Below are 12,256 nucleotides of genomic sequence, written 5' to 3'. Positions count from 1 at the left end.
TACCGGTCCGCGCCCCGGCCCCCGCCCGGGAGCACCCCCGGGGTCACAACCGCCCGCCCGGCGACCGGGAACTCCCCCTCACGATGGCCGAGGTGACGGAACGCGGGTTGCCGGTGGACCGGCGCCGGACGGACAGTGCACTCCGGTGCCGGGTGCGGTCCGGGGCAGGGCGGGCCCGTCCGGCCCGCCCGGCAGCTCGTCGCAGCGGGCGGCAGGCCCTCCCCACCGGCCTCAACGTCCGACGCCGGCACCGGAGTCGGGCCCGCCGACGGCTGCCCGCACGGTCGGCCGCAGCCCGTCGGCCCGCTGCCGGAACGGTACCGGCCGCGCACCGGGGGCCGTTTCGGCAGATCAGCGGACAAGTCGTGACGAGAACGTGCGCATCCGGTCGGCATCGGATGGCCTCCCGGCCGGTCCGTCGCGGCGCCGGCGGCCGCCGCACCCCGGTTGTGCGGTTGTCGGTGTCGTTTGACAGGCTTGCCCCGGATCGGCCCGGCCACCCCGGCCGACGCCGGGTTACGAGGAGGAGGACGACGGATGACCACCGGTGAGCCGGCGGGCCCGCCCGTGCTGCGCCACCACCGCGACAGCCTGCTGCCCGCCGTCGCCGCCGCGCTGTCGCTCAAGGGCGGCGAGGTGCACACCCTGGCGGGCGACAAGGACGCGCGCCGCCCGGTGCTGCACCACCTGGTCGCCGACTTCCTGGACACCCTGCCGACGGAGGCCCGCGAGCGGTTCACCGGCCGCTGCCCGGAGGCCGTCCTGCTCTCCCAGTACCTGGCCGCGGTCGACGGCAGGCGTTCCAAGCGCGCCGCCCGCAAGCCGATGACCCTGCACGAGGCCCGCAAGGCGCTCAAGGGCTCCCGGATGACGACCGTGCGCATCCGCGAGGAGGGCGACCCGGCGCACGGCAGCCACGCCCCGCCGTGCCGCTCCTGCGCTCCGATGCTGGAGCACTTCACCGTGCGCAGCGTCGCCGTCGGGCCGCCCGCGCGCTGACCGGCCGAGCGCCGGCACGTCCCCCGTCCCCCAGCCCTGGAGCCCGCCCTGAACCCGCCCATCCCGCCCGCACCGGCCACCCTCTCCCCCGCCGGCGCCCGGACCCGCCCGCGCTTCCCGGCCGACGTCGCCGCCGAGCTCAAGGCGGCCGGCTGGCACCCCGGCCGCTGGCAGATCCGGCAGGCCGAGGAGTGGGCCGACACCCTGGCCGGGTACGGCGCGCCCGCCGGCGCACGGCACGCGGTGTTCCCGGCGGCGGTGGAGGCCTGGGCCGAGTTCGGCGGCCTCGCCTTCGACCTGTCCGGCCCGGGCCGCCAGCTGGCCCGCACCCCGTTCCTGATCGACCCGCTGTGCGGTCTGCACCAGCCGCGCACCCTGCTCGACCTCGGCCGGGCGCTGGGTACCCGGCTGGCCCCGCTCGGCGAGGAGGCGTACGGGCAGGCGCTGCTGGCCGTCGACGAGGAGGGCCGGGTCTTCAGCCTGGACCACACCGGCGAGTGGTTCCTCGGCCAGGGCATCGACCAGGCGATCTCCACCCTGGTCCTGGGCACCGCCCCGGAGCGGCTGCGCACCGCCGAGGAGTACTGAGGGCCGCTCAGGGGCTGTCCGGCCACTCCCGCGTGCCGGTCCGGCACGAATCGCCGGGCCCGCCTCAGCGCAGCCGCTCGGCCCGCACCGCCAGCCGGGACGGCAGCACCGCCTCGATCCGGAACCCGCCGTCCGCCTCCGGCCCGGAGGAGAAGGTGCCGCCCAGCGCGATCACCCGCTCCCGCATCCCGACCAGCCCGTTGCCCCCGCTGGGCAGCTTCGCCGCGCCCCTCTCGCCGCCCGGGCAGGCGTTCACCACGGCCACCCGCACCCCGTTCGGCGCGTAGGAGAGCAGGACGGACACCTGGGCGCCGCCGGCGTGCTTGTGCGCGTTGGTCAGGCCCTCCTGGACGACCCGGTAGGCGGTCTGCTCGGCCTCGCCGGTGAACTCCTGCCGGCTGCCGCTGACCGTCAGCGTCACCGCCATCCCGGCCGCCCGGGACTGGTCCACCAGCCGCGGCAGCCCGGCCAGCGAGTCGGGCTCCGGCTGCCGCTCGTCGTCCATCCGCAGCACCCCGAGGATCTCGCGCAGTTCGTTCAGCGCCTGCCGGCCCACCTCGCCCATCAGCTTGGCGCTCTGCGCCGCCTTGTCCGGGTCCTTGCCGGCGATCCGCTCCAGCGCCCCGGCGTGCACCACCATCAGCGACACCCGGTGCGCCACCACGTCGTGCATCTCCCGGGCGATCCGGGTGCGCTCCTCCAGCCGGGCCCGGCGGGCGCGTTCCTGCGCCTGCTCGGCCAGCAGGTCCAGCTCGGTCTCCAGGCCGTGCGCGCGGTCCTTGAGCGAATCGATCAGCCGCCGCCGCGCACCGACGTACAGTCCGGTCACCACCGGGGCGACGGTCAGCCCGACCGACACCAGCAGCGACAGCAGGATCTGACCCCACAGCGGCGGCGGGTCCACCGGCGCGTCCCCGGGCGTCATCAGCGACACCGCCATCACGGCGGCCGCCTCGGCGAAGGCCAGTGCGGACAGCGCCACCACCCGGCGCCGCCTCAGGGGCCACTCCCAGGTCGATGCCAGCGTGTACAGCGCCACCACCAGCAGCACCACGCCCAGCATCCCGGGCATCACCAGCAGCGTCACCAGCACCGGGACGGCCGGCCAGCGCCGGCGCACCACCAGCGAGCCGCCGGCCAGTGTGCCGAGCACGGCTATCCCGACCGCTCCCGCGGTGCTGACGTGGATCCGGGAGGAGAGGAAGGCGATCGTGCTGACCGCGCACTCCACCGCGGCGAGCAGCGCCAGCCCGATGTCCAGGAAAGCGCTGCGCGGCCGCTTCCACCACCAGAACGAACGGACCGGCATGCGCTCCCCAGGCGACTTGCTCATGCCCCACAGCGTAAGCGGCAACCCCCTCCCCTCCCCACCGGGATTGCCCGGAGCACTCCACGAAGCCGCCAAGTGGTCCAGACCATAGGTGGTTTTCGGCAGCCTTGTCCGCCATCCGGCCACCTCGCGGACAGCGCCCGCCCCGAGACCTATGCTGGTCGCGTCGGACAGCGCGGTCCGCACGCGTCACACCCGCCACACGCGTGTGGACCTGTGACGATGAGCCGTTGCCGAACCCCACCACCACAGGGAGCCAGCCGTGACCGCTCCGGTCCCCAACCCGGCGGACAGCCCCACGCCCGTCGTCGCCGACAATGCCGCGTTGCGTGCGGACATCCGCCGCCTCGGCGACCTGCTCGGCGAGACGCTGGTCCGCCAGGAGGGCCCCCAGCTGCTGGGCCTGGTCGAACAGGTCCGCCTGTTGAGCCGCACCGACGGCGAGGCCACCGCCGAACTCCTCTCCGACATCGACCTGGACACCGCCGCCAAGCTGGTCCGGGCGTTCTCCACCTACTTCCACCTCGCCAACGTCACCGAGCAGGTGCACCGCGGCCGCGAGTTCGCCACCCGCCGCGCCCGGGAGGGCTCGCTGCTCGCGCAGACCGCCGACCAGCTCGCCGAGGCCGACACCAAGCACCTCCAGGACACCCTCGCCCACCTGGCGGTCCGCCCGGTCTTCACCGCGCACCCCACCGAGGCCGCCCGCCGCAGCGTCCTCAACAAGCTGCGCCGGATCGGCGAACTCCTCGACCGCATCCACCGCGACGAGGTCACCTCCGGCCTGGCCGCCGCCGACCAGGCCCGGACCAGCAGCGCCAAGCGCTCCGCCGACCGCCGTCTGGCCGAGGTCATCGACCTGCTCTGGCAGACCGACGAGCTGCGCATCGCCCGCCCCGAGCCCACCGACGAGGCCCGCAACGCCGTCTACTACCTGGACGAGCTCTACCGCGAGGCCGTCCCCGAGGTCCTGGAGGAGCTGCACGAGGAGCTCGCCCGGGTCGGCCTGAGCCTGCCCGACGGCGTGCGGCCGCTCACCTTCGGCACCTGGATCGGCGGCGACCGCGACGGCAACCCCAACGTCACCCCGCAGGTCACCTGGGACGTCCTCAACCTCCAGCACGAGTACGGCATCAAGGACGCGCTCGCCGCGATCGACGACCTGCGCAACACGCTCTCCACCTCCGAGCGGCTGGCCGGCGCCTCGGTCGAGCTGCTCGCCTCGCTCAACACCGACCTGCACCTGCTCCCCGAACTCAGCCCGCGCTACAAGCGGATGAACGCCGAGGAGCCCTACCGCCTCAAGGCCACCTGCATCCGGCTCAAGCTGGAGAACACCCGCGAGCGGCTGGCCGGCGGCACCCCGCACATCGAGGGCCGCGACTACCTCGGCACCCGCGAGCTGATCGCCGACCTGCGGCTGATCCAGGACTCACTGCGCTCCCACCGCGGCGAGCTCATCGCCGACGGCCGCCTCGCCCGCGCCATCCGCACCGTCGAGGCCTTCGGCCTCCAGCTCGCCACCATGGACGTGCGCGAGCACGCCGAGGCCCACCACCACGCCCTCGGCCAGCTCTTCGACCGGCTCGGCGAGGAGGCCTGGCGCTACGCCGACATGCCCCGCGAGTACCGGCAGAAGCTGCTCGCCAAGGAGCTCCGCTCGCGCCGCCCGCTCGCCCCCACCCCGGCCCCGCTGGACGAGGCCGGCACCAAGACCCTCGGCGTGTTCAACACCATCCGCCAGGGCTTCGAGCGCTTCGGCGACGAGATCGTCGAGAGCTACATCATCTCCATGTGCCAGGGCGCCGACGACGTCTTCGCCGCCACCGTGCTGGCCCGCGAGGCCGGCCTGATCGACCTGCACGCCGGCATCGCCAAGATCGGCATCGTGCCGCTGCTGGAGACCACCGACGAACTCCAGCAGGCCGACCGCATCCTCGACGAGATGCTCTCCGACCCGTCCTACCGCCTGCTCGTCTCGCTGCGCGGCGACGTCCAGGAGGTCATGCTCGGCTACTCCGACTCCTCCAAGTTCGGCGGCATCACCACCTCCCAGTGGGAGATCCACCGCGCCCAGCGCCGGCTTCGCGACGTCGCCCACCGCTACGGCATCCGGCTGCGCCTGTTCCACGGCCGCGGCGGCACCGTCGGCCGCGGCGGCGGCCCCTCGCACGAGGCCATCCTGGCCCAGCCCTGGGGCACCCTGGAGGGCGAGATCAAGGTCACCGAGCAGGGCGAGGTCATCTCCGACAAGTACCTGCTCCCCTCGCTGGCCCGGGAGAACCTGGAGCTGACCCTCTCCGCCACGCTCTCCGCCTCCGCGCTGCACACCGCCCCGCGCCAGGCCCCCGAGTCGCTGGCCCGCTGGGACGCCGCGATGGACCAGGTCTCCGAGGCCGCCCACACCGCCTACCGCACCCTGGTCGAGCAGGAGGACCTGCCGAAGTACTTCTTCGCCTCCACCCCGGTCGACCAGCTAGCCTCGCTGCACCTGGGCTCCCGCCCGTCCCGCCGCCCCGACTCCGGCGCCGGCCTGGACGGCCTGCGGGCCATCCCGTGGGTGTTCGGCTGGACCCAGTCCCGGCAGATCGTCCCCGGCTGGTACGGCGTCGGATCCGGCCTCGCCGCCGCCCGCGCGGCGGGCCTGCGCGACGTGCTGGACGAGATGTACGGCGAGTGGCACTTCTTCCGCAACTTCCTGTCCAACGTCGCCATGACGCTGGCCAAGACCGACCTGCGGATCGCCCGCCACTACGTCGAGCAGCTGGTGCCCGGCGAGCTGCACCACGTCTTCGACCAGATCAAGGCCGAGCACGCCCTCACCCTGCGCGAGGTGCTCCGGCTCACCGGCGAGAGCGAACTGCTGGAGCACAACCCGGTGTTGAAGCAGACCTTCGCCGTCCGCGACGCCTACCTCGACCCGATCTCCTACCTCCAGGTCGCGCTGCTGCGCCGCCAGCGCGAGGAGCTCTCGGCCGGGCGCCAGGACGACCCGCTGCGCGCCCGCGCGCTGCTGCTGACGGTCAACGGCATCGCCGCCGGCCTGCGCAACACCGGCTGACGGCCGGACCCGAGAACGGCCGAGGGGCCGGTGTCCCGTCCTCGGGACACCGGCCCCTCGCCGTGAGGTTCCTACTCCGCGCCCTCGCCCTCGCCCGCGCGCCTGCGCTTCAGCCACAGCGCCGCGCCGCCGGCCGCCACCACCAGACCGCCGCCGACCGCCAGCAGCCCCGCGTCGGGGCCCATCGAGTCGCCGAGCACCGGGGCGAACTGTGCCGCCGCCGGCTCCGGGGAGACCTCCGGCTCGGACTCCGCGACCGGTTCGGCGTGCGCCACCGCACCGCTCGACAGCAGGACCCCGGCCGCCCCCAGCGCACCGGCCGCACAGACCCGCCGTCCGAGCCGCTTCAGCCCGGCCACCCGGCGGACCGGACGCAATCTCCGCATCGAGAACTCCCCAAGGCTCGTTCGCGTACCGGGCCGACGGTATCCGATCCCGCACAGGGTTCTCACACCGATTCAGGTTTGGACGGGCAAGCGTTGTACGACTGTTGCGTACCCCACACACGGCCCTGACGAGCGGTCAGGAGTTGTACGTGCTCTGGGCCCGCTCCAGCCCCTCGGACAGCAGCGCCTCCACCGCGTCCGCCGAGCGGTCCACGAACCACTCCAGTTCCTTGCGCTCGGTCGCGGAGAAGTCCTTCAGCACGAAGTCCGCGACCTCCATCCGGCCGGGCGGGCGGCCGATCCCGCAGCGCACCCGGTGGTAGTCCGGGCCCAGCGACTTGGTGATCGACTTCAGCCCGTTGTGGCCGTTGTCCCCGCCGCCCAGCTTCAGCCGCAGCGCCGCGTAGTCGATGTCCAGCTCGTCGTGGACCGCGATCAGCGCCGAGGCCGGCACCTTGTAGAAGTCGCGCAGCGCCGTCACCGGCCCGCCGGAGAGGTTCATGAAGGACATCGGCTTGGCCAGCACCACCCGCCTGCCCGCCAACCGCCCCTCGGCCACCTGCGCCCGGCTCTTGTGCGCCTTGAACTTCGCACCCATCCGCTGCGCCAGCAGGTCCACCACCATGAAGCCGATGTTGTGCCGGTTCCGGGCGTACTGCTCCCCGGGGTTGCCCAGCCCCACCACCAGCCAGGGGCCGTCGTAGTCCTCGCTCATGCCCCCGCGCACCTTTCCGTGATCCGCTCGCCCATGTGCTGCTCCTCGCCTTCGCGCTCGACGTCATCATCCCGGACACGCCGCTGCCCCGGGCGCTCCGACGGGAGCGCCCGGGGCAGCGGTCTCAGCGACCAGCGCTAAGAGGCTCAGGCCTCGGTGCCCTCGGCCTCGGCCTCGGCGGCCTCCTCCTCGGCCGGGGCGGCCTGGGCGGCGATGACCTGGAGGACGACGGCGTCGCCCTCGACGGCCAGGGCGACACCGGCCGGCAGGACGATGTCCTTGGCGTGGACGGCGGCGCCGGCCTCCAGGCCCTCGACGGAGACGGTGACGGCCTCGGGCAGGTGGGTGGCCTCGGCCTCGATCGGCAGGGCCTGCAGGACGTGCTCCAGCAGGTTGCCGCCCGCGGCCAGCTCGCCCTCGGTGTGGACCGGAACCTCGACGGTGACCTTCTCGCCGCGCTTGACCAGCAGCAGGTCGACGTGCTCGATGTTGCGCTTGATGGCCTCGCGCTGGACGGCCTTCGGCAGCACGTACTCGTCCTTGCCGTCGATCGGCACGACCAGCAGGGCGTTCGGGGTCTTCAGGGCCATCATCAGGTCGTGGCCGGGCAGGTTCAGGTGAACCGGGGCGTGGCCGTGGCCGTAGACGACACCCGGGACGAAGCCGGCGCGGCGGGCGCGACGGGCGGCACCCTTGCCGAACTCGGTACGGGTCTCAGCGGCAATACGGATCTCGGACACGACTGCACTCCTCGTGGAAACTGGCGCGGGGTGCAGACAACGCGAAAAACCGCCGGGACCACACCCTCAGTACGTTCGGGGGTCACTCGGCGGCAACGGCCTGCCGGCGGACGGGAATCCGGCACCGGCAGCGCGTCGATCACGGAGCGGGCACCCGTCGAGCAGGCACACGGCATCCCTCGCCGAGCAGTTTCACGAGTCTAACCGCACCGGCGGCCTCCCGTGAAATCGGCGGCGGCCCCGGTCCGTCCGGACCGGGGCCGCCTGCACGGGCCTTCGTCAGTGCACGCCCTCGAAGAGGCTGGTGACCGAGCCCTCCTCGAACACCTCGCGGATCGCGGCGGCGATCGACGGGGCGATGGACAGCGTGGTGATCTTGTCCAGCTGGAGCGAGGCCGGAGTGGGCAGCGTGTTGGTGAACACGAACTCGCTGACCCGCGAGTTCTTCAGCCGGTCCGCGGCCGGGCCGGAGAGCACACCGTGGGTGGCCGCCACCACGACGTCCGCGGCGCCGTTGTCGAACAGCGCGTCGGCCGCGGCGCAGATGGTGCCGGCGGTGTCGATCATGTCGTCGACCAGCACGCAGACCCGGCCCTTGACGTCACCGACGACGTCGGCCGACAGGATGGTGTTGGCCTGGGTGATGTCGCGGCGCTTGTGGATGATCGCCAGCGGGGCGTCCAGCCGGTCGCACCACTGGTCGGCGACCTTCACGCGGCCGGCGTCCGGAGAGACGACGGTCAGCTTGGAGCGGTCGACCTTCTCGCCGATGTAGTCGGCCAGCAGCGGCAGCGCGAACAGGTGGTCCACCGGGCCGTCGAAGAAGCCCTGGATCTGCGCGGTGTGCAGGTCCACGGCCATCAGGCGGTCGGCACCGGCCTGGCGCAGCAGGTCGGCGACCAGGCGGGCCGAGATGGGCTCGCGGCCGAGGTGCTTCTTGTCCTGGCGGGCGTAGCCGTAGAACGGCAGGATCGCGGTGATGCTCTTGGCGGAGGCCCGCTTCAGAGCATCGATCATGATCAGCTGCTCCATGATCCACTGGTTGATGGGAGCCGTGTGGCTCTGCATCACGAAGCAGTCCGCACCGCGCGCGGACTCCAGGAAGCGGACGTAGATCTCGCCGTTGGCGAAGTCCAGGGCCTTGGTGGGGACCAGCTCGGTCCCGAGCGCCTCGGCCACCTCCGTCGCCAGTTCCGGGTGGGCACGGCCGGAGAAGAGCTTCAGCTTCTTCTCACCCGACGTCGTGATCCCGCTCACTGCACCGTCTCCTCGCGTTGCGAACGCTGAACCCTCGACCCGGTGCGGGCAGGCAGGGCCCGCTCGCGGCACGGGTTGGGGAATTGTCGGTACGCCTGGACACGGGCGGTAAGCCCAGTGGCGCACGTATGTCCCCAAGGTTACGCGCCCGCGCAGAAACCGTCCGCCCCGGGACCGCCCCTCGGGCCCCGGCCCGCCCGCTCAGGCCTGCTCGGCCCCGTCCGTCGCCGCCTTCGCGGCCTGCGCGGATACCGTGCCGGGGCGCTTGCGCTCGACCCAGCCCTCGATGTTGCGCTGCGTGGCCCGGTTCACACCGAGCGCCCCGGCCGGGACGTCGTTGGTGATCACCGAGCCGGCGCCGGTGTAGGCGCCGTCACCGACGGTGACCGGGGCGATGAACATGTTGTCCGAGCCGGTACGGCAGTGCGCGCCGATGACCGTGCGGTGCTTGTTCACGCCGTCGTAGTTCACGGTGACCGAGGCCGCGCCGACGTTGGTGCCCTCGCCGATGGTGGCGTCGCCGATGTAGGACAGGTGCGGCACCTTGGCGCCCTCGCCCAGCTCGGAGTTCTTCACCTCGACGTAGGTGCCGACCTTCGCCTTGCGGGCCAGCCGGGCGCCCGGCCGCAGGTAGGCGTACGGGCCGACGGTGGCCAGCTCGCCCACCTCGGCACCGTCGGCCGTGGTGTTGCTCACCCGGGCGCCGACGCCGACCGTGGTGTCCTTCAGGGTCGAGTTCGGGCCCACCTCGCAGCCCTCGCCCAGGTGCGTGGCGCCCTGGAGCTGGGTGTTCGGCAGCACCACGACGTCCGGCTCGTAGCTGACCTGCACGTCGAACCAGGTGGTCGCCGGGTCCACCACGGTGACGCCCTCGCGCATCGCCCGCTCCAGCAGGCGGTCGTTCAGCAGCCGGCGGGCCTGCGCCAGCTGGACCCGGTCGTTGATGCCCAGGATGTCCCGGTGGTCCTCGGCCACCACGGCGCCGACCCGGTGGCCCGCCTTGCGCAGGATCTCCAGGGTGTCGGTCAGGTACTCCTCGCCCTGCGAGTTGTCCGTGGTGAGCTCGCCCAGCGCCTCGGTGAGCAGCTTGGCGTCGAAGGCGAAGACGCCGGAGTTGATCTCGGCGATCGCCCGCTGGGTGGCGCTGGCGTCCCGCTCCTCGACGATCGCGGCGACGGTGCCGTCCTCGTCCCGCAGGATGCGGCCGTAGCCGAAGGGCTCCGGGACGACGGCGGTCAGCACGGTGACGCCGTTCTGCTGGGCCGTGTGGGCGTCGGCCAGTCGGCGCAGGGTCTCCCCGGTCAGCAGCGGCGAGTCGCCGGCGGTGACGATCACCGTGCCGTCCAGCACCAGGCCGTCGGCGGTCAGCGACTCCAGCGCCGTGCGCACCGCGTGGCCGGTGCCGTTCTGCTCCTCCTGCACCGCGGTGCGCGTGGCCGGGTAATGCTCCGCCAGGTGCGCCACGACCTGCTCGCGCTGGTGGCCGACCACCACGACCAGCTCACCCGGCGCCAGCTCCCGGGCCGCCGAGACCGCGTGACCCACCAGCGAGCGTCCGCACACCTCGTGCAGGACCTTGGGCAGCTTGTTCGACTTCATCCGGGTCCCGCCACCAGCGGCGAGCACGACAACGGCGGCAAGCGAATTGGCACCCATGCGGGGAGGCTCCTCGGTAGGTTCACAGAGAGGGCAGAGCAGGCCCGGCCCGGACCCAGGCCGGTCGCCATTCGCACAGTCCGCCGAGCAGCACCGACAATACCGGCGCGGTGGAAAACGCCCGAACCCGAGGCGTGAAGAGGCTCCGCCGCTAGGATTCGAACCCAGACAAAGGCCTCCAAAGGGCCCTGTGCTGCCATTACACCACGGCGGACAGTCGTGTCAGACCCTACCCGAGAGGGCCCTGCCGTGGGTATCGACTTGCACCGATCCGCGGCCCGGATTCCGCCTTCGGCGACCGAACCCGTCCGACCCGCGGTTCATCCATCCAGTCGGGTGAATTCACTCAAGCGCCGCGCGGCGGAGTGTTCCGCTGGCCGCGGAGCGCAACCTACGATGCCGTAGGTTACGCCACCGTAGCTCCGCTCCTCTCCCGTTTCCGGGACGCCGCAAAGGGACGCCCATGACCATCCAGGCAGGCGAGGCGCGCGCGGGGAACGCCGCGTCCCGCACTCCGTCTCCCGACTCCGACTCCGACCCCGACGATCCCACCGAGACCGCCCAGGCCGTCGAGACCGTCGAGACCCCCGGCCCCGCCGACACCTCGACCACCCGGCTGTCCGCCACCCGCGGCGGGGAGAAGCAGGGCCTGGCCGAGCGGATCGCGCTCTCCCTGTTCATCCTCGTGCCGTTCGCCGCCCTGGTGGCCGCCGTCCCGGTGGCCTGGGGGTGGGGGCTGGGCTGGACGGACCTCGCGATCACCGTCGCCATGTACTTCCTCACCTGCCACGGCATCACCGTCGGCTACCACCGCTACTTCACCCACGGCGCGTTCAAGGCCCACCGGACGATGCGCCTGGCCCTGGCGATCGCCGGGAGCCTCGCGGTCGAGGGCCCGCTGGTGCGCTGGGTGGCCGACCACCGCAAGCACCACCGGTTCAGCGACAAGGACGGCGACCCGCACTCGCCGTGGCGCTACGGGGAGAGCGTCCCGGCGCTGATGAAGGGCCTGTGGTGGGCCCACATGGGCTGGATGTTCGACGAGGAACAGACCCCGCAGCTCAAGTACGCCCCGGACCTCGTGCGCGACCCGGCGATAAGGCGGATCTCCCGGCTGTTCTGGCTCTGGACCACCCTCTCGCTGCTGCTGCCCGCGCTGATCGGCGGCCTGGTGAGCCTGTCCTGGGAGGGCGCGCTGTCCGCCTTCTTCTGGGGCTCGCTGGTCCGGGTGGCGCTGCTGCACCACGTCACCTGGTCGATCAACTCGATCTGCCACGCCGTCGGCCGGCGCCCGTTCCGCTCCCGGGACCGCTCCGGCAACGTCTGGTGGCTCGCCGTGCTCTCCTGCGGGGAGTCCTGGCACAACCTGCACCACGCCGACCCGACCGCGGCCCGGCACGGGGTGCTGCGCGGGCAGATCGACTCCTCGGCCCGACTGATCCGCTGGTTCGAGCTGGCCGGCTGGGTCCGGGACGTCCGCTGGCCGGACGCACAACGGATCGCCGCCCGCCGCGCCGCATGAGG

The 12,256-nt window shown here is 72.8% G+C and carries 10 protein-coding genes and 1 tRNA gene; 4 read left to right on the top strand and 7 right to left on the bottom strand.

Annotated features, from left to right (window positions below; genetic code table 11):
- Positions 1-537 precede the first annotated feature (537 nt).
- Together ACIRRH_RS03930 and ACIRRH_RS03925 are read left to right on the top strand one after the other, a co-directional pair.
- Positions 538-999, top strand: a complete 462-nt coding sequence (locus tag ACIRRH_RS03930; RefSeq protein ID WP_403061358.1) for a YwqJ-related putative deaminase — start codon at positions 538-540, stop codon at positions 997-999.
- A gap of 60 nt (positions 1,000-1,059) precedes the next feature.
- Entirely contained in the window at positions 1,060-1,587 is a 528-nt protein-coding gene (locus tag ACIRRH_RS03925) for an SUKH-3 domain-containing protein (RefSeq protein ID WP_403062396.1), read from the top strand.
- Between the two features lie 64 nt (positions 1,588-1,651).
- On the opposite strand, the gene ACIRRH_RS03920 is transcribed toward ACIRRH_RS03925, so the two are convergent.
- Positions 1,652-2,920 carry a sensor histidine kinase gene (locus tag ACIRRH_RS03920; protein ID WP_403061355.1) on the bottom strand — a complete coding sequence of 423 codons (1,269 nt, stop codon included), beginning with the start codon at positions 2,918-2,920 and terminating at the stop codon, positions 1,652-1,654.
- 259 nt (positions 2,921-3,179) lie between these two features.
- Between ACIRRH_RS03920 and ppc the strand changes: the two genes are divergently transcribed.
- A complete protein-coding gene (gene ppc, locus ACIRRH_RS03915; protein WP_403061352.1) occupies positions 3,180-5,978 on the top strand; it encodes a phosphoenolpyruvate carboxylase in 2,799 nt (932 codons plus the stop codon).
- A 71-nt stretch (positions 5,979-6,049) separates the two neighbouring features.
- On the opposite strand, the gene ACIRRH_RS03910 is transcribed toward ppc, so the two are convergent.
- The 6 genes from ACIRRH_RS03910 to ACIRRH_RS03885 form a co-directional block, all read right to left on the bottom strand.
- Positions 6,050-6,364: a hypothetical protein gene (locus tag ACIRRH_RS03910; protein ID WP_403061349.1), complete on the bottom strand. Its 315-nt coding sequence runs from the start codon at positions 6,362-6,364 to the stop codon at positions 6,050-6,052.
- Between the two features lie 136 nt (positions 6,365-6,500).
- The gene (gene pth / locus ACIRRH_RS03905) at positions 6,501-7,079 is read right to left on the bottom strand and encodes an aminoacyl-tRNA hydrolase (protein ID WP_224281799.1); all 579 of its coding nucleotides are present in this window, start codon (positions 7,077-7,079) and stop codon (positions 6,501-6,503) included.
- 146 nt (positions 7,080-7,225) lie between these two features.
- Positions 7,226-7,819, bottom strand: a complete 594-nt coding sequence (locus tag ACIRRH_RS03900; RefSeq protein WP_403061345.1) for a 50S ribosomal protein L25/general stress protein Ctc — start codon at positions 7,817-7,819, stop codon at positions 7,226-7,228.
- A gap of 279 nt (positions 7,820-8,098) precedes the next feature.
- The gene (locus ACIRRH_RS03895; protein ID WP_403061342.1) at positions 8,099-9,076 is read right to left on the bottom strand and encodes a ribose-phosphate diphosphokinase; all 978 of its coding nucleotides are present in this window, start codon (positions 9,074-9,076) and stop codon (positions 8,099-8,101) included.
- Between the two features lie 201 nt (positions 9,077-9,277).
- Positions 9,278-10,732 carry a bifunctional UDP-N-acetylglucosamine diphosphorylase/glucosamine-1-phosphate N-acetyltransferase GlmU gene (gene glmU / locus ACIRRH_RS03890; protein ID WP_403061339.1) on the bottom strand — a complete coding sequence of 485 codons (1,455 nt, stop codon included), beginning with the start codon at positions 10,730-10,732 and terminating at the stop codon, positions 9,278-9,280.
- Positions 10,733-10,875: 143 nt separating this feature from the next.
- Positions 10,876-10,946, bottom strand: a tRNA-Gln gene (locus ACIRRH_RS03885).
- A 249-nt stretch (positions 10,947-11,195) separates the two neighbouring features.
- Between ACIRRH_RS03885 and ACIRRH_RS03880 the strand changes: the two genes are divergently transcribed.
- Positions 11,196-12,254 (top strand): acyl-CoA desaturase, encoded by a 1,059-nt coding sequence (locus ACIRRH_RS03880; RefSeq protein ID WP_403061336.1) that lies wholly within the window; start codon positions 11,196-11,198, stop codon positions 12,252-12,254.
- Positions 12,255-12,256: the final 2 nt, after the last annotated feature.

Origin of the sequence: Kitasatospora sp. NPDC101235 (assembly GCF_044767505.1) — a bacterium.
Lineage (GTDB): Bacteria > Actinomycetota > Actinomycetes > Streptomycetales > Streptomycetaceae > Kitasatospora.
The sequence above is the reverse complement of the archived record's forward strand: the minus strand, read 5'-3'. Positions and strand labels throughout refer to the sequence as shown.

Coding starts and splice junctions, on each gene's coding strand:
- ACIRRH_RS03930 (WP_403061358.1), top strand. CDS start 538: ATGACCACCGGTGAGCCGGCGGGCCCGCCCGTGCTGCGCCACCACCGC.
- ACIRRH_RS03920 (WP_403061355.1), bottom strand. CDS start 2,920: ATGAGCAAGTCGCCTGGGGAGCGCATGCCGGTCCGTTCGTTCTGGTGG.
- ACIRRH_RS03910 (WP_403061349.1), bottom strand. CDS start 6,364: ATGCGGAGATTGCGTCCGGTCCGCCGGGTGGCCGGGCTGAAGCGGCTC.
- pth (WP_224281799.1), bottom strand. CDS start 7,079: ATGAGCGAGGACTACGACGGCCCCTGGCTGGTGGTGGGGCTGGGCAAC.
- ACIRRH_RS03880 (WP_403061336.1), top strand. CDS start 11,196: ATGACCATCCAGGCAGGCGAGGCGCGCGCGGGGAACGCCGCGTCCCGC.
- glmU (WP_403061339.1), bottom strand. CDS start 10,732: ATGGGTGCCAATTCGCTTGCCGCCGTTGTCGTGCTCGCCGCTGGTGGC.